17 protein-coding genes are annotated in these 21,276 nt (G+C 35.6%); 14 read left to right on the forward strand and 3 right to left on the reverse strand.

The window, feature by feature from the left end:
- Positions 1-130: 130 nt before the first annotated feature.
- A complete protein-coding gene (locus tag D1B17_RS02290) occupies positions 131-1,525 on the forward strand; it encodes an MFS transporter (protein ID WP_120143236.1) in 1,395 nt (464 codons plus the stop codon).
- A gap of 240 nt (positions 1,526-1,765) precedes the next feature.
- Positions 1,766-2,236, forward strand: coding sequence for a glutathione peroxidase (locus D1B17_RS02295; RefSeq protein ID WP_120143234.1), 471 nt, complete (start codon positions 1,766-1,768; stop codon positions 2,234-2,236).
- Positions 2,237-2,625: 389 nt separating this feature from the next.
- Here D1B17_RS02295 and metF read toward each other — a convergent pair whose 3' ends face one another.
- Together metF and metE are read right to left on the reverse strand one after the other, a co-directional pair.
- Positions 2,626-3,486 (reverse strand): methylenetetrahydrofolate reductase [NAD(P)H], encoded by an 861-nt coding sequence (gene metF, locus D1B17_RS02300; protein ID WP_120143233.1) that lies wholly within the window; start codon positions 3,484-3,486, stop codon positions 2,626-2,628.
- Positions 3,473-5,737: a 5-methyltetrahydropteroyltriglutamate--homocysteine S-methyltransferase gene (gene metE, locus D1B17_RS02305; protein ID WP_120143232.1), complete on the reverse strand. Its 2,265-nt coding sequence runs from the start codon at positions 5,735-5,737 to the stop codon at positions 3,473-3,475. The genes metF and metE overlap by 14 nt, the downstream gene beginning before the upstream one ends.
- Positions 5,738-6,128: 391 nt before the next feature.
- On the opposite strand from metE, the gene D1B17_RS02310 reads away from it, so the two are divergent.
- The 4 genes from D1B17_RS02310 to D1B17_RS02325 all read left to right on the forward strand — a co-directional run bounded on the left by D1B17_RS02310 (position 6,129) and on the right by D1B17_RS02325 (position 10,402).
- Complete coding sequence (locus tag D1B17_RS02310) at positions 6,129-7,055, forward strand: LysR family transcriptional regulator (RefSeq protein ID WP_120143231.1); 927 nt, start codon at positions 6,129-6,131, stop codon at positions 7,053-7,055.
- A 192-nt stretch (positions 7,056-7,247) separates the two neighbouring features.
- A complete protein-coding gene (locus D1B17_RS02315; protein ID WP_237389449.1) occupies positions 7,248-7,895 on the forward strand; it encodes a CatA-like O-acetyltransferase in 648 nt (215 codons plus the stop codon).
- Positions 7,896-8,132: 237 nt separating this feature from the next.
- On the forward strand, positions 8,133-9,614 hold the full coding sequence (locus D1B17_RS02320; RefSeq protein WP_120143229.1) for an MFS transporter: 1,482 nt from the start codon (positions 8,133-8,135) through the stop codon (positions 9,612-9,614).
- 233 nt (positions 9,615-9,847) lie between these two features.
- On the forward strand, positions 9,848-10,402 hold the full coding sequence (locus D1B17_RS02325) for a TetR/AcrR family transcriptional regulator (RefSeq protein WP_120143228.1): 555 nt from the start codon (positions 9,848-9,850) through the stop codon (positions 10,400-10,402).
- Between the two features lie 99 nt (positions 10,403-10,501).
- Here the strand turns inward: D1B17_RS02325 and D1B17_RS02330 are convergent, their stop codons facing one another.
- Positions 10,502-11,191, reverse strand: coding sequence for a M57 family metalloprotease (locus D1B17_RS02330; protein WP_120143227.1), 690 nt, complete (start codon positions 11,189-11,191; stop codon positions 10,502-10,504).
- A 478-nt stretch (positions 11,192-11,669) separates the two neighbouring features.
- On the opposite strand from D1B17_RS02330, the gene D1B17_RS02335 reads away from it, so the two are divergent.
- From D1B17_RS02335 to D1B17_RS02370, 8 genes are all read left to right on the forward strand, one after another.
- Positions 11,670-13,637: a PTS sugar transporter subunit IIABC gene (locus tag D1B17_RS02335; protein WP_120143226.1), complete on the forward strand. Its 1,968-nt coding sequence runs from the start codon at positions 11,670-11,672 to the stop codon at positions 13,635-13,637.
- 22 nt (positions 13,638-13,659) lie between these two features.
- The gene (locus D1B17_RS02340; RefSeq protein WP_120143225.1) at positions 13,660-14,484 is read left to right on the forward strand and encodes an alpha/beta hydrolase; all 825 of its coding nucleotides are present in this window, start codon (positions 13,660-13,662) and stop codon (positions 14,482-14,484) included.
- A 370-nt stretch (positions 14,485-14,854) separates the two neighbouring features.
- Complete coding sequence (locus D1B17_RS02345; RefSeq protein ID WP_120143224.1) at positions 14,855-16,702, forward strand: PTS beta-glucoside transporter subunit IIBCA; 1,848 nt, start codon at positions 14,855-14,857, stop codon at positions 16,700-16,702.
- Positions 16,703-16,704: 2 nt separating this feature from the next.
- A complete protein-coding gene (locus D1B17_RS02350; RefSeq protein WP_120143223.1) occupies positions 16,705-18,156 on the forward strand; it encodes a glycoside hydrolase family 1 protein in 1,452 nt (483 codons plus the stop codon).
- Positions 18,157-18,174: 18 nt separating this feature from the next.
- Positions 18,175-19,002 carry a PRD domain-containing protein gene (locus D1B17_RS02355; RefSeq protein WP_120143222.1) on the forward strand — a complete coding sequence of 276 codons (828 nt, stop codon included), beginning with the start codon at positions 18,175-18,177 and terminating at the stop codon, positions 19,000-19,002.
- A 391-nt stretch (positions 19,003-19,393) separates the two neighbouring features.
- Complete coding sequence (locus tag D1B17_RS02360) at positions 19,394-20,308, forward strand: DMT family transporter (protein WP_120143221.1); 915 nt, start codon at positions 19,394-19,396, stop codon at positions 20,306-20,308.
- A 63-nt stretch (positions 20,309-20,371) separates the two neighbouring features.
- Positions 20,372-20,701, forward strand: a complete 330-nt coding sequence (locus D1B17_RS02365) for a hypothetical protein (RefSeq protein WP_137432089.1) — start codon at positions 20,372-20,374, stop codon at positions 20,699-20,701.
- Complete coding sequence (locus tag D1B17_RS02370) at positions 20,689-21,273, forward strand: DNA-processing protein DprA (RefSeq protein ID WP_240704467.1); 585 nt, start codon at positions 20,689-20,691, stop codon at positions 21,271-21,273. Before D1B17_RS02365 ends, D1B17_RS02370 begins: the two co-directional genes overlap by 13 nt.
- Positions 21,274-21,276 lie beyond the last annotated feature (3 nt).

The following is a 21,276-nucleotide window of genomic DNA, read 5'->3' on the forward strand; positions in this document are numbered from 1 at the left end:
GCTCGCTGTATTTTTTTTATGCTCAATTAATGGGAATAAATTTCTTTCGATAGGCGCTTTTGACAAAAGAGTTCTATCATATAGGTATAACTTTACACGAGAGGATTGGCGTATTTTGAGGAAGAATCATATGTGGCTGACATTATTTGCCACTAGTTTCATGTCTTTTATGCAATTATTGGATGCAAGTATTGTCAATGTGGCAATTCCTAGTCTAACGAAGGATCTGCATGTTCCAATGAACCGAGCGGAGTGGATTGTCTCAGTTTATTTTATTTTGATTTGTATGTTGCTGCTCTTTTGGGGACGAATGGCTGATCAGATTGGCTATATTAAAATTTTTCAAATGGGGACTATCTTTTTTACCATTGGGTCGCTAGTTTGTGCATTAAGTCCAACTTTACCTATTTTGTTAATAGGCCGAATTGTTCAAGGATTTGGTGCCAGTATGAGTATGGCAACTAATATTGGAATCGTCGCGATGATTTTTCCAATGAACTTGCGTGGTAGAGCTTATGGTATTAATAGTATTATTGCTCAACTTGGGAATATCTCTGGACCTGGCTTGGGTGGATTGATTTTGGGCTTTCTATCTTGGCATTGGATTTTTATTATTAATATTCCCATCGGAATTATTGTCTATATTTATGGTCGCTTTATGTTTCCCAAAGAAGAGCGAGAAGTGTCGATTATTAAGTATGACTGGACTGGCTTAACGGCGTATGCTTTAGCAATTGGGACCTTCTTTGTTGGTATCTTCATGGGACAAGATATTGGGTTTGGAAATATTGCTGTTCTAGGTACTTTCGGCGTTAGTTTAATAATGTGGATTGTATTTATTTATGTGGAAAAACATGTTGCTAGTCCGTTGATTGATTTGAAGATTTTTCGTAATCCGCGTTTAACTTTGAGTTTGATCAGTGCTTTATTAGTCTTCTCAGTAGGCTACTATGCCAATGTTATTATGCCGTTTTATTTAACCGATTTTAGGTCTTTAAGTACGACAATGACTGGTTTGATTATGATGGCCATTCCATTCGCTAACGTAATTGCAGCACCGATTGCTGGTATTTTTACAGATGAATTCAATGCTACGAATGTCTCATTATGTAATTTGTTTGTTTATGCGATTCCCTTACTATTTTTGACACAAATTTCAAATGATAGTAATTTGATTTTCTTCACAGTAATGCTGACACTGCTAGGTATTGGTAATGGTGGTTTCCAAAACAATCCGATGATCATGGGCTATGCGCCTAAAGAATATCAGGGGGTTGCCGGTAGTTTAGCGGCTTTATTCAGAAATATCGGTATGGGAATTGGCGTCAGTTTGGCGACGACAAGTTTGTATTATGGTATGAGTTTGAAAGCCAATAGAACGGTTACCGACTATCCTAAAAATAATCCTGGTTGGTTTTTAAACGGATTACATTTCGCCTATCTCACAGCATTTATCATATTAGTTATAGCAATTATTTTAGTATTTATAATTAGACGAATCGACAAGTCAGCAAAGGTTGAATAATTAACGTATAATTAAAGTAATTAAGATTTAGGAGTACCGTATGTGGAAAGCTTTCAAGAAATCTCTGATGTATTTTTGGTATGAGATTATAGTTTTAGGCGTTATTTATGAAGCTTTGATCGTCTTTAAAATGATGACCAAAAATATTAATGGGACGTGGGTATTAATACTATTGTTGATGATTTTTCTTGTCCAATGGTGGTATTTTTACCGAAAAAGTTCGTCGAGAGGATGAAGATTATGACAAATATTTACGATTTCTCAGAAACAGAAATGAACGGATTTACAATTGACTTTAATGATTATCAAGGGAAAGTCTTGTTAATTGTTAACACGGCTAGTAAGTGTGGGTTTGCACCGCAATTGACTGGTTTAGAAGAGCTTTATAAAAAATATCATGACCAAGGTTTTGAAGTTTTGGGATTGCCATCGAATCAATTTCATCAAGAGTTAGATTCTGATAAAGATACCAGTGATTATTGCCAGATGCATTATGGCGTGACTTTTCCAATGACTAAGCGTGTAGCGGTTAATGGTGATGAAGAAGATCCGTTGTTTACTTATTTGAAGTCAGCTGTCGGTCATGGGCGTATTAAATGGAATTTCACAAAGTTCTTGATTGGCCGTGATGGACAAGTAATTGAGCGTTTTGCACCCGTTACAAAGCCGGAAAAGATTGAACCAGAAATTGTGAAGGCATTAGAAAAATAATCATAGTTTTATAAAATGTTAAATTGTTGGAACGGTTGTTTTAGGCTTTATAAGCATGCCATACTGATGGTGCAAAAAATGACAAAGCATTTTCAACACCAAAACCCGAAACGAGTGGGGCTCGTTTCGGGTTTTATAATGGGCTAATTTTGCCTGCTTATCATCAACTTGGATTTTTAAGATATGAAATACTACAAAAAGAAAAGGGCTGTGACATAACTATTTTTGTCTTAAACATGCAGCATAAACGTGCAACAAAACATAGCTTTTTCCGCTTAAACCAAACAAGACCCGCAATCCAAAATCGGATTGCGGGTCTTGTTTGCCTTAATGCTCGAAAGCTGACCATGTTTTGTCACACTCTCTTTCTTTTTGTGTGATGTAACAGTCTATTCAAGACCAAATAACGATGCCGTATTACTGAAAATATGTTTGGCAGTATCGGATTTATTCATTGTGTAAAGATGAACGCCTTCAACGTTGTTGGTTACGAGATCAACGATTTGGTCAACGGCATAGGCGATACCGGCTTCCTTAAGTGAAACGGGATTGTCTTTATATTTATCCAAGATACTTATGAATTTTTTAGGCAGACGGGCTGAACAATTCTCAATTACATGTAATGCTTGTTTTCGATTAACTATTGGCATGATACCGGCTAAAATTGGTACATTGATATTGGCAATTGCGCATTCTTCTTGGAAACGATAGAAAGCTTCATTGTCGTAGAAAAGTTGAGTAATTAGTTGGTCGCAGCCAGAGTCAACTTTATCTTTTAAATGACGAATATCGTCAATTCGATTTTTAGAATCAGGGTGAACTTCGGGATAACAGGCGCCTGATACTTCAAAATACGGCTTTTGCTGTTTGATATAAGTAATCAAATCACTGGCATATTTGAAATCAGTTTCGGGTGTGTAACCTTCCACAATATCTCCACGTAATGCTAAAACTTGGTTGATATGCATGTCTTCTAGTTTATTCAAGACATCATCAACTTCCTTTTTTGTTACGTAGGCAGCTGGCATGTGAACCATTGTGGGGCAATGGAGTTTATCGTGAACATATTTTGCCAAGTCAATCGTTGTTTTTTCGTAATCTAGTTTGTGATTACTAGCTGTAACACTGATAAAGCTAGGATTTAGTCCTTCCAATTGGTCCAAAGTAGCAGTTAAATTGGCGGTTCCGACTTGCGAGTTAGGTGGGAAAACTTCAAATGATAAAGTTGGTAATTTATTAGTTTCTGTCATGGACGAGTAATTCCTTTCTGACCTCCTGAGCAGCTCGCGTTAAATTGGCCACACTTGCTTTAGCCTCTTTAATTCCGCGTGTTTTTAGACCGCAATCGGGATTGATCCAAACTTTTTCTTCGGGAACTTTGGAGAGAATTTTATGAATAGTTGTTTTAATTTCTTCAACAGATGGAATACGAGGCGAATGAATGTCATAAACACCAGGACCGACTTGTAATTTAAAATGTTCTTTTTGAAGAGCATCCAAGATTTCTAAGTTCGAACGTGAAGCCTCAAAGGAAATTACGTCCGCATCTAGATTTTGGATAGCAGGTATAATATCGGTAAATTCAGAATAGCACATGTGCGTGTGGATTTGAGTCGTTGGTTTAACTTTACTGTGAACTAAACGAAAAGCGGGAACGGCCCAGTCTAAATATTCGGAGTACCAGTCAGTTTTACGTAAAGGAAGTTTTTCACGTAACGCCGCTTCATCAATTTGAATAATTTTAATACCATTCTTTTCAAGGTCTAAAACTTCATCTTGAATGGCTAGAGCAATTTGGATTGTAGAATCCTTAATGGAAATATCCTCACGAGGGAAGGACCAATTCAAAATGGTTACAGGTCCAGTCAACATACCTTTGACGATTTTGTCAGTTTGACTTTGGGCGTACTTAGACCATTTGACCGTTATGGGATGGTTACGTGCAACGTCGCCCCAAATGATTGGAGGCTTAACACCGCGAGTACCATATGATTGAACCCAACCGTTTTTACTGAATAGGTAGCCGTCCAAATTTTGACCAAAGTATTCCACCATATCGTTACGTTCAAATTCACCGTGAACTAGGACGTCAAGACCAATATCTTCTTGCCATTTGAGCCATTCGTTAATATGACCAGCAATGAATTTATCGTATTCTTCTTGAGAGATTTCATTGTGTCTGAATTGAGCCCGAGTTTTTTTGACTTCTTTGGTTTGTGGAAAGGATCCAATGGTGGTAGTTGGTAATAGTGGAAGCTTGAATTCTTGTTTTTGAATCTTAGCGCGCTCAGCTAGTGCCGGATGTCTGACAAATGAATCTTTAGTTAATTTAGCAACGCGTTCATGGACAGCTTGATTAGGTTGAACTCGTGGTTGTTCAAATAATTGTTTATTTTTCAATGCTTCAGCTTGACCATTACCTGACAAAATTGTTTGAATATCAACTAATTCAGTTAATTTTTCTTTGGCAAAAGCAAAGTGTTGTTTAATTTCAGATGAAAAACTTTCGTTTTCGATTGTGAAAGGTACGTGGAGTAATGAGCATGAAGTTGAAATGACAATTTGTTTGGCGGGTAGGCTCTTGATTAGTTCAGTCGTTTCTTCATAATGATTACGCCAAATATTCTTGCCATTAACAACACCAGCAAAGAGAATTTTATCATCAGGAAAGCCGGATTTAACTAAATCAGCCGTTTTACGTCCTTCATGAAAATCCAGTCCGATTCCTTCAACATCCAAGTTGATTAGGTCGTTATAAACATCCCGCACATCACCAAAGTATGTTTGGATTAAAACTTTCAAGCCGGCTTTATTTTGAAGCAGCTTAGCATAAATTTTTTCAAATAATGCTTTGTCATTTCCAGTAACATCTTTAACTAATTCCGGTTCATCAAGTTGAATCCAGTCTGCACCTTGAGCAGCTAATTTAGTGAAGATTTCTTGGTAAGCTTTAACAAGGCTATCTACAAAATCGGCAGCTTTAACATCGTGAAATTCACTGATTGAAAGCAAGGTGAATGGCCCGACAATAACTGGTCTGGTTTGAATATTAATGTCTTTGGCTTCTTGATATTCATCGAAAATCTTAGTATTTGTTAGTTTGATTTTAGTATTTTTAGTGAATTGTGGAACTAGGTAGTGGTAGTTAGTGTTGAACCATTTCTTCATTGGCAGAGCTTTAATATCTCCTTCTGGTCCTTGATAACCACGGGCCAAAGCAAAGTAACGGTCAAGTTGTGATAAGTTTAATTTTTGAGCGGCCTCGGGAATGATATTAAATAGGTAAGCCGTATCAAGGGTGGTATCAAAGAATGAAAAATCGTTACTAGGAATTCCGTCGATACCGGCATTTTTAATCAATTGCCAGTGTTTTAAACGTAAGTCTTTAGCAAAGTTTTGCAATTGATCAGCAGTAATTTCTTTACGCCAATATTTTTCAGTATTAAATTTTAATTCACGGTTTTCGCCGATTCTTGGAAAGCCAATAATGGATGTTGTCATATAAAAGTCCCCTTTGTGTGGTAGTAATAATTTCGTTGTTTATAAATTAACATTGTATGTTGATATTGAATAACTGATAAAAGTAATGATTGGTTATAGTTTTAAACTATAGCAAGGGTATACTGATAGTAATTTAAAGGTGCCGTCTCCAGAGTCGATAAATAGTTACTGGCTGTGCGGACCGACCTGAGCCAAGGTCTCAGGTCTCGGTTTGAAACCTTGCAAGTTCGGCAAGTTTCCAAACACGCCCGGTGGTGTAAGTCCGAGAAAAGCATTCGAACTAACGCCACTTTCACGGCCAGTAACTATTTATCGACTCTTCCGACTAGGTTATTTACTTACTACGGGTAGCATCTTTATTAAACACCAAAGAAATCAAGCGAGGTAGACAATGCGAATTCAACAACTGAAATATTTAGAGACGATTGTTAAGACGGGTTCTATTAATGAAGCTGCTAAGGAATTGTATTTGACGCAGCCGAGTTTATCGAATGCCATCAAAGATTTGGAAAATGAAATGGGAATTCAAATTTTGTTGCGGAGTAAGTTGGGTGTCACGTTGACTGATGATGGACGTGAATTTATGGCTTATGCACGACAGGTTCTTGATCAGGTGCAATTGCTTCAAGGTCGTTATGAGAAAGATACTATTCAAAAGCAGGCCTTTTCGGTTTCGGCTCAACATTATGCCTTCGTTGTGCATGCGTTTGTGGAATTGATTAAAACGGTTAAAGCTGATGAATACAAATTTACTTTGCGTGAAACTGAGACGGAAAACATTTTGAAAGATTTATCGAGTTTTAAAAGTGAGATTGGAATTTTGTATCTGAATAATTTTAATCGCCAAGTTATGCAACGCTTGTTTAAGGAATATGACTTAGAGTTCACGCCTTTATTTAAGGCTTTACCGCACGTATTTGTTGGTCGTCAAAATCCACTAACTAAGAAAAAACGTGTAACGTTAGCTGATTTGACCGACTATCCGTATTTATCGTATGAGCAAGGGGATAATAATTCGTTTTATTTCTCTGAGGAAATTTTGAGTACTTTGGACCGAAAGAAGAATATCAAAGTCAGTGATCGAGCTACGATTTTTAACTTAATGGTGGGCTTGAATGGTTACACAATTAGTTCAGGGATTATTAGTAATAAACTTAACGATGATAAAATTGTCGCTATTCCTTTGGACGTGGACGATTCGATGACTTTAGGTTGGTTGAAACATCGCCAGTTGGAGTTGAGTCCGATTGCCAAGAAGTATTTAAAAATGTTGAAAGAACATATTCGTGGTTATGGTTTTGAAATTATAGAAAAATAAGCTTGGTTGATGGTTCCATTTCGTAATTTAGGATTGAACAATTGAATACGAAATGTGGATGGAAAGTAAAAAAGAAGATTATTATGAATTTCAACAATTCTATAATTTTAGATGCCACTAATAAATGAACAATCTCACAGATAGTTTCGCAAAGTTGTATGATAATAAGGAAAGATAATTTAAGGAGGAATCATGATGGCATTTACGAAGATAGATTTAGATAATTGGAATCGCAAAGAGGTTTTTGAACACTTCATTGAGCAAAAAACGACTTATAGTGCAACACATGAGATCAACATTGAAACGGCGTTACATTTCGTGAAGGAAAATAACTACAAGTTCTATCCATTATTTATCTATGCAGTTTTGCGTGTTATTAACTCCAATTATTTATATCGAATGGATTTTAATGACCAAGGTGAATTAGGGTTCTACGATAGTAGCAGAGCCTTTTACTCAATATTTGATAATAAGACTGAATTATTCTCTAATATCGATACGGAAGACACTTATACGTTTGCTGAATTTCATCGTGACTATTTAGATGATGTAGCTAAATATCGTGATACGGGAAAACTATTTCCTAAGCAACCAATTCCTAAAAATGTCGTCAATATTTCGATGATTCCTTGGGCTAGTTTCACTGGCTTCAATTTAAATATTGGTAACAACGATAATTATTTGTTGCCAATTGTCACAGCAAGTAAGTTCCAAAAGCGTTCAGATGGAATCAAATTGCCAGTCTCATTTCAAGTTCATCATGCTGTCTGTGATGGTTATCAAACTGCTCAATTTTTCAATAAATTACAAGAAATTTTGAATGAACCAGAAGAATTGTAAAAAAATTTGGGGGTGTGGCATAGTTTTTTCCGCTTAAAACAAATAACTCCAAAATTGAACATGTTTTGTTACACTCTCTTATAGTTGATTGTATGATTTATTAAAGAAGCCTATAATTGAAAACAAGTTATATCTTTTCAGCAAATATCATAATTTAGTTTCATCAAGAAGATAAGACGATGCACGTTGTGTGAGTCTTATTTTTTGTTGGTAAATATAGAGGGAAGAAGTAGAGGTATGAGTAGAAATCGTAAAATTTTGGTTACCTTTGCGCTAGTGTTATCGAACATGATGGCAGGACTGGATGCAACGATAATCAATACGGCATTACCAGCTATTATTAGTGATTTACATGGGATTCAGTACATGGGCTGGATCGTAGCTATTTTCTTATTGGGGATGGCCGTTTCGACACCGTTATGGAGTAAATTTGGTGAAAAAAAGGGTAATAAAGTAGCCTATATAACGGCAACCGTTGTTTTCATGCTAGGAGCTTTATTCCAAGGGCTTGCTCCTAATATTATTTGGTTTATTACAGCTAGAAGTATTATGGGAATCGGCGCTGGTGGAATGAATACGATTCCGTTCATCATTTACTCGCAAATTTTCAAAAATATTAAACGTCGGTCACAGGTTATTGGGATTGCGTCTGCTGGATTCAGTGGAACCTCGATTGTGGGGCCTTTAATTGGTGGCTGGATCGTGGATACATTCAGTTGGCATTGGGTATTTTATATCAATTTACCGTTGGCTTTACTGTCGATTACTATCGTAGCTATCTTCTTTAACTTGAAGGAGAACTTGAATCAAGAAAAGGTTGATTATTACGGAGCTATCTTGATGGTGCTGGGCTTAACGTCATTCTTGATTGGAATTCAAGAATTAGGTGTTTCATCAATCTATGTAACACTAGGCTTTATTATTTTAGGAGCGGTATTAATTTTTTGGATGTCTAGAGTTGAGAATAGAGTGGATGATCCGATTGTCCCTAATCGCTTGTTTAAAAATGAAAAATTAGTGATTGATTTGATTTTGTTTGCCTTATTGTGGGGATCATTCGTGGCCTTCAATATTTACATTCCAATGTGGGCTCAAGGAATTATGGGATTGAGTGCTTTGATTGGGGGAATGACACAGATTCCTGGAGCCATTGCCAACTTCATTGGTTCAGAGCTGGAGCCATTTATGCAACGAAAAATGAGTCGTTACATGATTATCGCTATTGGGACCGCATCGTTTCTTATTTCCTTTGCGGGATTGTATTGGGCTAATCAGAATGCCAGTTATACGTTCTTATTGGTAATGGGTGTATTTGAAGGATTTGGTATTGGTGTTTGTTTCAATGCCTTGTTGATTGCAGTTCAGTTTGATGTGGAACCGCGTGATGTGCCGATTTCAACCTCATTTGCCTATTTAGTTAGAATTTTGAGTCAAACATTTATGTCCTCGATTTATGGTGTTATTTTAAATTTGGCGTTGATTAAAGGTGTCAGAGAAAGCCATGGTCATATCACGATGGGGATGATGAATAAATTGAGTAATGCGGCAGTTGCCAAAAAATTACCGCAAGCTTATGTTCCCGAAATGAAGCGAGTCTTCTTCTCGGGTATTCACAATATTATGTTAACGGCGTTGATTTTGATTATTTTAGTAATTATTATTTTAGCTTACTTATTTAGAAGAGAAGCGGTTAAAAAGAGTGTCATGCAAACTGAATAGTTAATACGTAATAAAACAGACGGCTTCAGCAATCGATTTTGGATTGCTGGGGCCGTTTGTTTGAGTTATAGACAGTTAGTCGTTTTAATTTTCAACTAAAGCCCCAAAGACTGTGCCGGCAACGATTAATGCAATTATTGGTTGATAATATTCTGCTGTTTCTTTCTTGTGGAATAATAACAATTTGGCTAAAATTAAAATCAATTGTAATAGTCAAATTGGAGGTATTATTTTTGACTTCAAGAACGTTATCAAAAGAAAAAATCGTGGCAACAGCAACTAGTTTGATCAATAACCAAGAATCCCTGAGTTTTACTAAACTAGGTAAAGAGTTGGGGACAAGGTCACAAGCTATTTATAATTATTTTCCAGATGTGATGGCGATTAAGGTTGAGGTAGCGGCTAGTTTTTATGACCAATTGGCGATTAGGCTGCAGGCAGATTTATTGGGACTCTCAGGCAAACAAGCAATAAAAACTTTTGCTAATACGTCAGTTCATTATTCATTATGTAAGTTTCATGTTACTCAGGAAATTTTGAGTATTCCCGCGGGCAGGTTGCATGATTCAGACTTGGATAAAAGTTTCGAAACGTTACATACAATTTTAGGACGTTTGTTAAATCCATTTATTGAGGATGACAAGCAGCGATTGATTGTCTCGCGAATGATACGAAGTTTAATTATTGGCGAAATAATTCATGTCGGTAATGGGTGCTTTGATGATGAATTGATCAGTTCGCATGACAGTTTTGATAAAATGCTCGATATTACGTTAGCTGATTTGTAAAAAAGAACCCAAAGTATGTTTATAAAATAAATGAGACTAGTAATCCAAGTTTGGATTGCTAGTCTCATTTATTTTGCGTGGAAAAAACTATGCTTTGAGTTATTTATAAATATTTCTTAAACCATTAAGGTCAGCTTCGGATAGCTTGGAAACACCTTGATCCACAGGATACATGACCGAATTGGTAAATGAGCTGTGTCCTAGACCTAAAGCGTGCCCTAATTCATGCATAGCAACAGAGTCTTTAATTGCAAGACTAGGGTAGGTTAAATTCAAACTAGCTCGACCACTGTTGATGGCATAATGGTCTAACTGCAAAGCTGATGGACCACCGTTTCCCAGTTCAACTGTGTTTGAAGCAAAGTTTTCGATTTTTTTATGGTAAATCGAAAAGGTGATGTTGTTTTGATTTGGTTGTGCTGTTCCGGGGATGAGTTTAACAATTCCCGTGTTATTGTAAGTCGTTATAGCGTTTAAAAAGACCTCACGAACATTGCCGGGAACATTATTTTTGAAGTGATAATAGTATGTGCTAGAAGTATTCATCCCCTTGAGTGGTGATTCGATTGGAGTTGCGACTTCACCAACTTGTTTGTCAGAAGTCGTTTCAGTTTGACCACTCAATTTTTTTTCAATGTTAGCTTTAGCTAGATATAAATATGGTTGTAAACGAGTATTAGTTTCATTAATTTCATTTTTAACTTGGGGGACAATTTCAGGATTAGTTTCCACCACGACAAATCCAATTGCGAGGATAATCAACCAAGTAATCCATGAATTTTTTCTCATAGAAACTCCTTAAAAATTCATTTTAATAGTTGTGGTGCAGTAATAGATAACAACATGCCCACTTAGTCTATGCAATCATAGTTTTTCAGACCAAAATTGTCCACTCTAATATCCTTAAAACTATTATTTTTTGTAGATATGTTTGGAGCAGACCCAAGTACCGTAGCCAAACTTTAAAATCAATTTCATAACGGGAATATTTTTTATTAATTGTTGGGTAGCCTTAACTCAATATAATTTTTGATGTTCGAATAATCATATTTTGCAAAAATAAATAAAATAATTTAAATTACACAAAGAGCGGTTACTAAAGAGTAAATACGTTATCCAATCGTTATTTTTGGCGTTAGTACGTTTGTGAAGATAGTAGTGTCTTTAAAAATGTGTTCGAACAAATATTGACATATAACTTGTTTAAACATATACTGTAAGCGCAATCAAATAATCTATCTATTTTAGCAAAAGGGGAATGAACGTTATGAAAAATCAAATGTTGATTTCGTTAGTTTCACCCGCTAATGGTAAATTTCTAACGCTAAATAAAGTTAAAGATCCTGTTTTCTCGCAAGGACTAATGGGACAAGGTTTTGCTATTGAACCAGACTCAGGCACCATCGTAGCTCCAGTTGATGGAACAATAACTTTAGTTTCTGAGACCAAACATGCTTTTGGTATTAAGACTAAAGAAGGAGCTGAAGTATTAGTTCATTTAGGAATTGATACGGTTGAATTGGCTGGTAAACCTTTTTCCGTAAGTATCAAACAAGGTGATCAAGTTAAGGCCGGCGGTACAGTTGTCAAAATGGATTTGGCAGCAATCAAAAATGCCGGTAAACAAACTACGGTAATCTTAGCGATTACTAATAGTAATGATATTTTAGATGAGTTGCTGACAACTAATATAGAACAGACAGTTACAGCTGGAGCAACAGTAGCCGTAGCACAAATTAAAGTAGCTCCAGCAACTGTTACACCAGTTAAACATAATGGTGGTAAGTATGGCCAATTAGCTGCTGCAATTGTGGATAATGTTGGTGGGACTGATAATATCAACAGTTTAATTCACTGCATTACTAGATTACGTTTTTATTTGAAGGATGAATCTAAAGCTGATACCTCGGCAATTGAAAATCTGGATGGCGTTATTTCTGTTGCCAAAGCAGGTGGTCAATACCAAGTTGTTATTGGTCAGGCTGTGGTTGATGTTTATGATGCCGTGATTGATCAAATTGGCTCTGAATTTGCTAATGATGCGGCAACAGCAGAGGCTGTAGATGAAACAACACATGCGATAACTAAAGGTTTTTGGCCAAAAGTTAAACGAGGAGCTAGCAACTTTATCGGTGTCTTAACGGCCTCCATGATTCCTATTATTGGTATTTTAGCTGGTTCCGGTATTTTGAAAGGTATTTTAGCGGCTTTAACTGGCTTTAAAGTTTTATCAACAACTAGTGGTACTTATGTATTATTGAATGCCATTGGTGATGCAACCTTTTACTTCTTGCCAATTGTCTTAGGATTTACCGCAGCCAAGAAATTAGGCTCAGATCCAATTGCCTTAGCCATTGTCGGTGGTATTTTAATTTATCCACAGATTATTACATTGGCTAGCAAGGCAAGCACTGCCAGCACTAGTTTTCTAGGTATTCCAACAACTTTGATTTCATATACTTCATCAGTTTTCCCAATTATTGTTGCTGCTTGGTTAGGAAAATATGTCGAAAAGTTTTTGAAAAAAATTATTCCTATGTATGTTAGAAGTGTCTTTGTACCAATCTTAGAAGCTTTGATTTTGAGTTTAATCGTTATTATTGGCGTTGGTCCTGTCATTACTATGATTAGTAAGGGCTTATCAAACGGTCTAGTAGCAATTTATAATTTCAGTCCCACATTATCAGGTTTAATTCTTGGTGGTGTCTATCAAACGATGGTTATCTTCGGATTACATTGGGGACTTATTCCAATTGTTATCAATGACATTGCCACAAATGGTCACAGTTATATTAATTCGATTCTTTCTATTACAATGGTTGCCCAAGGTGGAGCCGTACTTGCAGTTTTCTTAAAAACTAAAGATAAACATCTTAAAGAAATGTCTCTAGCAGCGGCTATTTCAGCTTTCTGTGGGGTTACCGAACCAGCTCTTTATGGTGTAAACTTGAAATACAAACGAGTCTTCGTTGTGGCAAGTATTGCTAGTGCTTTAGGTGGTGCTTTGACAGGCTTCTTAAGAGTTGATAACTATGCATTGTCAGGTGCGTTGATTGGTTTCCCAGCATTTATCACACCAGGAGTCGGTATTGGAAGTAATTTCTATGGCTACTTAATTTCACACTATGCAACATTGTTGATAGCGGTGGTGTTAGTTTACTTCTTCGGTTATACAGACAAAATGCTAGCTAAAAAAGCTAATCCTATGAATTTAAATAATCTTGAGGTGGCTTAAAGACAAGAGGGGTATCGTAAATATGAAAACTGAGGAATACAATTTAAATATCTCTGATCATCAGTTTAAAGTGAAAGGCTATTGGTTAGATCAAATTGATGATTTTGGTCGGGCAGTTGATTATCCAGTCGTTGTAATTTGTCCAGGTGGCGGATTTACTTTCCATTCAGAACGTGAAGAAGAACCATTAGCATTACGCTTTAGTTCTTTTGCAATGCACGTTGTTGTTTTGGAATATAAATTGATTGGAAAAACACCAGTATATCCGACTGCTTTACAAGAAATGGCTAAAACTATTGATTGGTTAGTTAATTTGCCCGAGTCAATGCATATAGATAAGAGCAAGATAATTCTAGCTGGATTTTCAGCAGGGGGCCATATAGTAGCAGCCTATAACGGCGTTGCGACCGACCCTAAACTGCGAGAAAAATATCAAATCAACCGTTATAACGGTCAACATGCAGCCACTATTTTAGGCTATCCAGTGACTGATATGACTGTTAAGGGAAGCTTCCCAGAAGATGAGAAGACCCTTCGTCAAATCAGTCCGGATAAAGCATTGTGGAAAACCCAAGATCTGTTGAATAAGAATTCTAAACCAACTTTTATTTGGCTAACGAGAACTGATGAATTAGTTAATGTTTCAAATTCATTGTTATATGCAAATAAACTGGCCCAGTTGAATATTCCAACTGAATTACATATGTATGAATCAGGCATTCATGGCTTGGCTTTAGCGACATATGTTACGAAAAAACCTGGTAAGAATAAGTATTTGAATCGTAGAGCTGCTGGCTGGATTGATTTAGTTATGAGTTGGCTTGAGATGATGGATTTGGTTTTGTAGGTCATCTTATGAAACATAAAAAGTTGAGAGTGGGACAAAACATGTTCAGCTTTCGAGCATTAAGGCAAATGTCCCCAGTAATCCGATTTTGGATTGCTGGGGACATTTGTTTTAAGCGGAAAAAGCTATGTTTTGTTCCACGTTTATGCTGCATGTTTAAAGACAACAATAGTTTTGTCCCAAACTCAACTTTTTTTTATTTTTATAAAAAATATTTGACTTTTTAAAAGAAAGGGCTTACATTGATAACTGTTAAGAAAATAATTAGACATGTAACTGGTAAAGCAGGCAGGATCTAAGAAAAATCAGAAAAATTTCTGAATTTTTTTAGATGCTGTCTTTTTTTGTCTAAATTGAGGAGTGAAAGATAATGGACAAGCAAGATAGTGCAAAGTTAATTGTGCAATATGTTGGTGGAAAAGATAATGTTAATACTCTGATACACTGTTCGACACGGTTGCGTTTTACTTTAAATGATTTTGATAAGGCTGATTTGGATAAATTGAAGTCTGTCGATGGTGTATTGGGAGCAGTAATTGCAGGCGGTCAATGCCAAGTCATTATAGGAAACGACGTTGTTGAGATGTTTGATGCTGTTGAAAATCTTTTAGGTAAAGATTTTGGCAAAGGAACGTCTAATTCAAAAAGTAAACAGTCTATTGGACACATTGTTTTAGATTTTATTATTGGAGTTTTTCAACCTTTAGTTCCGGCAATCGCTGGAGGTGGAATTTTAAAATCAATTTTAATGTTAGCTGCAGCATTTGGATGGATGAGTGATAAGAGCCAAACATATCAGATTTTAAATTTAATTGGTGGAGCACCTTTGTATCTTTTGCCATTATTAGTTGCTGTCACAGCCGCACAGAAGTTGAAAGTTAATCCTTTGGTTGCATTATCAGTTGTTGGGGTTTTAATCTTGCCAGATATAACAACTATGTTGGCCAAGGGAACTGAATTATTTGGCATGAATGTTTTAAATGTGACTTATAGTTCTCAAGTTTTTCCAGCCATTTTAAGTGTTTTACTGTATGCCGTAATGGAGAAATTCTTTACTAAATATTCACCAAAACCTATTAGAATCTTCTTTGTTCCAATGATGTCTATGTTAGTAACAGCACCATTAACATTACTATTCTTGGGACCTTTGGGTTATGTCGTAGGACAGTACTTTGTAAATATTATTTTGTTTATAAATACACATCTTGGATGGGTAGCCACAGCATTGTTAGCAGCGGTTCTTCCATTTATGGTAGCTACAGGAATGCACAAACCAATGATTCCATATGTTGTTGCAACATTCAGTTCTATCGGAAAGGAAACTTTGTACCTACCAGCATCTCTAGCTCACAATATTTCTGAAAGTGGAACATGTTTTGCAATTGCCATCAGAACTAAGGATTCTAAAATTAGATCGACAGCTATTTCAGCAGGTATTTCTGCATTATTTGGAATTACCGAACCTGCTCTGTACGGAATTACTTTACAACATAAGAAAGCTTTGACGAGTGTAATTATCGGAAGTCTTGTCGGTGGTACGTATGTAGGTATCGTTGGGCTTGCTGGATTTACTATTGTTGGACCAGGATTAGCTAGTTTACCAATGTTTGTTGATAAAGCTAATCCTATGAATCTTATAAATGCTATTATCGGATTTGTGATTTCTTTTGTAATTTCCTTCATAGCCAGTTTATTCCTTTGGAAAGATGAGAAAACAACATCTAAAGATGATAAAGATGTATCAGAGAATAAAGTTTCAGAAAAATTAGATTCTCCAGTTTCTGGTCAAGTAGTAGCCTTGTCAGAAGTTCCAGATGATGTATTTTCACAAGGATTATTAGGTAAAGGAATTGCGGTTATTCCAAGTGAAGGTAAACTTTATGCACCAGCAGATGGAACAGTCGAAATGGTTTTTGATACAAAACATGCTTTAGGAATTAAAACAGATTCTGGTGCTGAGGTACTTTTCCATATCGGATTAGACACTGTACAATTAAATGGTAAATATTTTGATGTAAAAGTAGATAAAGGACAACGGGTGAAAAAAGGAGATTTGCTTGAAACTTTTGATTTGGAAAAAATAAAAGAAGCTGGTTTCAACCCAATTACAATGATGATTGTCACTAATCAAAATGACTATTCTGTTGATGCAGAAAAATCCGATAACACTGATGAGAATATTCAACCAGTTCTTAATATTGTTAAGTTAGGAGTTTAATAATGGGATTACGAAATGATTTTTTGTGGGGTGGCGCTATTGCTGCCAATCAAGTAGAAGGTGCCTGGAATGTTGATGGAAAAGGTCCATCAGTTGCTGATGTAGCAACATATAAACCGGAAGTTGATGTTAAAGATTATAGTAAGCAAGTTGGTGTAACTTCAGACAGTATTAATGAGGCTTTAAAAACTGATGATGTTAAATATTATCCGAAAAGACGAGGAATAGATTTTTATCATCGTTATCCAGAGGATATGAAATTGTTTGGAGAATTAGGATTTAAAACACTTAGAATATCTATAGCTTGGACAAGAATTTTTCCTAATGGTGAAGAGGAAAGCCCCAATCAAAAAGGATTAGATTATTACAAAGCAGTTTTTAAGGAAATGCATAAAAATAATATTGAGCCATTGGTTACACTTTCACACTATGAGATGCCTTTAAATCTGGCCGTTAAGTATAATGGCTGGGCAGACAGAAAGATTATTAATCTTTTTAGAAAGTTCTGTGATGTTTGTTTTAAAAAGTTCAAAGATGATGTGAAATACTGGCTAACATTTAACGAAATAGATAGCGTAACACGTCATCCATTTACGTCTGCGGGAATAATACCAGATAAGTCCGATAATTTATTGCAAGACGAGTATCAGGCTTTTCATAATCAATTTGTTGCATCAGCGCTTGTTACAAAAGATTGTCATGAGATTATTCCTAACAGTATGATGGGATGTATGTTAACGAAATTAACAGATTATCCTAATTCTTCAGATCCAAGGGATGTTCTAGCGTCATTTAATAAAAATACGATGAATTATTTTCCTGCTGATGTTCAAGTATTTGGAGAGTATCCAAAATTGGTTTTAGATTTCTTTAAGAAAAATGGATTAACCATTAAAATGGAGCCTGAAGATTTAAATATTCTCAAAGAAAACACGGTTGATTTTGTATCATTCAGTTATTATATGTCTATGGTATCTTCATATGATGAGAATAATTTAACGTTGACGGCTGGGAATACAATCGTAGGTGGAAAAAATCCATACTTAAAGTCAACTGATTGGGGATGGACAGTAGATCCAGTCGGTTTGCGAATTTCCTTATTACAATTGTATGATCGTTATCAAAAGCCACTATTTATTGTTGAAAATGGTATGGGTGCTAAGGATTCTTTAACAGAAGATAAAAAGATTCATGATAATTATCGTATTGAGTATTTTAAAGAACATTTTCGTGAGATGATTAAAGCAGTTGATTCAGGTGTCGATTTATTAGGTTATACTAGTTGGGCACCAATCGATTTGGTTAGTGCATCAACTTCTCAAATGTCTAAAAGATATGGATTTATTTATGTTGATGAAGATGATTTAGGTCAAGGGACATTTAATAGATACAAAAAAGATTCATTTTATTGGTATCAACATGTTATTGCAACAAATGGTGCTGAATTAGATTAGGAATGGGAGGCGATTGGTATGAAGATAAAAAAGGTTTTGAATTCTAGTGTTGTTTTAGCTGTTAATGACCGGAACCAAGAATTTATTTTGCTAGGTAAAGGTATCGGTTATGGCAAGAAAATGGGAACCACTTTAGACAGTGAATCATATAATCAAGTTTTTGTACCAGTTAATAATGCAAATGTTGAACAATTATTAACTTCAATCGCGGAGTCGTCCCCAAAACTAATTGAAATTGCCCAAAAAATAATAAGTCATGCTTCTGAAAGCCTTAATTCTAGACTGAGTGATGCTTTATATGTTTCTCTACTTGATCATTTGAAGTTTGCTATTGAACGAGAAGAGAAGGGAATTACTATAACCAATAAAGTCTATTGGGAAATAAAAACATATTACAGTAAAGAATTTAGTATTGGTACATATGCTGTGAAACTACTAAATTCGGAAATGAATACTAACTTTTCTGATCAAGAAGCATCTAACATAGCGGCACATATAATTAATGCAGAGAATGAGTCAGATGATAGACGCGATGCTCTAAAGGCTGGGCAAGTAATTGGTAGAATAGTTAACATTATAAAATATCAATTGCAGGGGTCTGTAAATGATTCAAATGCCAATTTTCAACGTTGCGTAGTCCATGTTAAATTCTTGGTTGAAAGGATTATTGCAAATGTAATGTTCGAAGATGTTGATGCAGCAATCTTTGAAATTGTTAAAAGTAAGGATAGTAAAGCATTTCAAATTGCAGAGAATGTTTCTGATTATATAAAAATTAAATTTGGTGAGCCATTAACAAAAGAAGAATTAATGTTAATGGCAATGCAAATTCATAGAATTGATTGAAGTATCTAGTCTTGTTTGTATGGACTATTATTATGGCAACCTTATCCTTTAAGGGTAGGTTGCTTTTTTTGATGCTTAATAATGATATTTTATAAGGATTAAATTTCCAAATTTCAGCAAATATATTTCCTTTTTTGAAAAATTATTGATGGTTGTTATTTCAATTTAGAAATTATTATCAATAAACATGAAAATGTCAGCTATCATTTGAACTGAAAACGCTTAACTCTCTCAGACCATTGTTTTAAAATCTAGCATTGTTATACTAGTCACGTTAACTATAAGGAAGGTGAATATTTATCGTTAATTGACAGCAGTAATATTTCGGCTATTCGCGAGGGTAGCGTAGCAATGAATTCAAATGAAATCAAAGCGAAGGGAAATATTACTCATGAAGTCTAAAAGGGTTTTCGGATCCATTGAATTAAGCATTGCCGCCATTATTTGGGGAGCGATGTTCGTAGTTGTAAAAATTATCGTTGATGAGGTACATCCAATTCAATTAGTTTGGTTGGAGTATTTAATCTCGTTAGTATTCTTAATAGGATATTCAGTAATGAAGGGAGAAAAGTGGCATATCAATTGGCCTGATTTGAAACTAATCTTTTGGATCGGAATAATTGGTAACACAATCTCACTAGTAGCACAGGAAATGGGTACTGGCTTATCCAACGCCCAAACAGGTTCCGTTATAACGTCAACCATCCCAGCATTTATGATTATTTTTGGCTGGTTGATTTTGAAGGAACGGCTTGATAAAATCAAAATTTTCTCAGTCCTCATTGCCATTTTAGGTGTAATTATGATTGTGGGATTGAAGATGACAGGTAGTAACGTTGCCTTAGGTGTTATGTTACTAATTTTGACTGCTATCACTTGGGCATTGATGTCCGTCTTGATCAAAAAAGTAAAGACGTATAGTTCTTTACAAATTACTATTATGTCAACTGTAGTAGCTGTAGTCTGCTTGACGCCATTTATTTTGAGCGATATGTCATCACTCACAAGCATTAACTTCTTAGAGCCAAAGGTTATTTTCAGTTTATTATATATTGGTGCTGTCTCAACGGCCGTAGCATATGTAATGTGGAATAAGGGTCTTAAAGTTATTAGTGCCAGTTCTTCAGGATTGTTCTATTTGATTCAACCAATCGTTGGTTCATTCTTAGGTTGGTTACTATTGGGAGAACAAATTTCTGTTGGCTTTATTATTGGCTCCGCCATGATACTTGCCAGTGTTTGGATCTCAGTCAAATTTGAAGACTCAAACGAAGAAGCACTTGCTAGTGCCAGCGATGGAATTTAAAAATTAAATATGTTAATAAGGTGAATTCATTAGAATTCACCTTTTTTTTGCGTACTTTAAATTATGATGAAGAATAAAACGATTTTAATAATGATGTTACTTAGGATTCACGGAATCGGTGGACAAACAGTGCAAAAGATTATGAAACAAGTTAGAAGAGTTGATAAGGCGGTGGATAACTGGGAATTCTTAGAGAAATCAAATTTGCCGAGGGTGAAGCAAGCAATTATGGGCGGAAAACTTTCGGAAATTATTTGGAAGCAAATTCATCAAGAAGTACTGTCAGAAATAAAACAAGCCAATGATTTAAAAATAGAGATAATTAGTTATCAGGACGACAAATATCCCCAACGGTTGTTGAAACTAAAAAAATCCCTGCAATTTTATACGTAAAAGGAAACAGTAAACTTTTAAATGCCGATTATACAGTTACAGTTGTTGGCACAAGGCACCCAACAGAAATAGGAATCAAACGAGATATTGAACTGACCGCCTGGTTTGTTAAGCATGATTATGTGATAGTTAGTGGATTGGCACAAGGTTGTGACTTCTACGCACATCAAACAGCCGCAAGAACAATTGCTGTATTAGCCCACGGACTAGATCAAACAATTTATCCACAGGTAAATTCACCTTTGGCGAAAAGTCTTTTAGCTAAAGGTGGTTTGTTAGTTTCAACATATCCATTGGGAACTAAAACTATTCCTCAACATTTAGTTGCTCGAGACGAATGGCAGAGTGGTTTAGGTGATGGTGTAATTGTAGTAGAAACGGGATTAACTGGGGGCACACATGCAACAATCGATTTTGCCTTAAAGCAGTACAAACCTTTGGCTGTTTTGAAATTCGGACATTATTGTCAAACAAATATAGGCAATGAGAAGTATTTAGCTGATCCCAGATTTGACGGACTGACAACGCCCGATACTTTTCTTAATTTTGTAAAAAGAATGTTACGAAAATAAAAT

This window comes from Companilactobacillus zhachilii, assembly GCF_003606365.2.
GTDB classification, from domain to species: domain Bacteria; phylum Bacillota; class Bacilli; order Lactobacillales; family Lactobacillaceae; genus Companilactobacillus; species Companilactobacillus zhachilii.

What these genes read in the sequence shown, in the direction of transcription:
- D1B17_RS02340 (WP_120143225.1), top strand. Translation starts at nt 13,660, where the DNA reads ATGAAAACTGAGGAATACAATTTAAATATCTCTGATCATCAGTTTAAA.
- D1B17_RS02315 (WP_237389449.1), top strand. Translation starts at nt 7,248, where the DNA reads ATGATGGCATTTACGAAGATAGATTTAGATAATTGGAATCGCAAAGAG.
- metF (WP_120143233.1), bottom strand. Translation starts at nt 3,486, where the DNA reads ATGACAGAAACTAATAAATTACCAACTTTATCATTTGAAGTTTTCCCA.
- D1B17_RS02335 (WP_120143226.1), top strand. Translation starts at nt 11,670, where the DNA reads ATGAAAAATCAAATGTTGATTTCGTTAGTTTCACCCGCTAATGGTAAA.
- D1B17_RS02330 (WP_120143227.1), bottom strand. Translation starts at nt 11,191, where the DNA reads ATGAGAAAAAATTCATGGATTACTTGGTTGATTATCCTCGCAATTGGA.
- D1B17_RS02345 (WP_120143224.1), top strand. Translation starts at nt 14,855, where the DNA reads ATGGACAAGCAAGATAGTGCAAAGTTAATTGTGCAATATGTTGGTGGA.
- D1B17_RS02350 (WP_120143223.1), top strand. Translation starts at nt 16,705, where the DNA reads ATGGGATTACGAAATGATTTTTTGTGGGGTGGCGCTATTGCTGCCAAT.
- D1B17_RS02290 (WP_120143236.1), top strand. Translation starts at nt 131, where the DNA reads ATGTGGCTGACATTATTTGCCACTAGTTTCATGTCTTTTATGCAATTA.
- D1B17_RS02360 (WP_120143221.1), top strand. Translation starts at nt 19,394, where the DNA reads ATGAAGTCTAAAAGGGTTTTCGGATCCATTGAATTAAGCATTGCCGCC.
- D1B17_RS02365 (WP_137432089.1), top strand. Translation starts at nt 20,372, where the DNA reads ATGATGAAGAATAAAACGATTTTAATAATGATGTTACTTAGGATTCAC.
- D1B17_RS02295 (WP_120143234.1), top strand. Translation starts at nt 1,766, where the DNA reads ATGACAAATATTTACGATTTCTCAGAAACAGAAATGAACGGATTTACA.
- D1B17_RS02310 (WP_120143231.1), top strand. Translation starts at nt 6,129, where the DNA reads ATGCGAATTCAACAACTGAAATATTTAGAGACGATTGTTAAGACGGGT.
- D1B17_RS02320 (WP_120143229.1), top strand. Translation starts at nt 8,133, where the DNA reads ATGAGTAGAAATCGTAAAATTTTGGTTACCTTTGCGCTAGTGTTATCG.
- D1B17_RS02355 (WP_120143222.1), top strand. Translation starts at nt 18,175, where the DNA reads ATGAAGATAAAAAAGGTTTTGAATTCTAGTGTTGTTTTAGCTGTTAAT.
- metE (WP_120143232.1), bottom strand. Translation starts at nt 5,737, where the DNA reads ATGACAACATCCATTATTGGCTTTCCAAGAATCGGCGAAAACCGTGAA.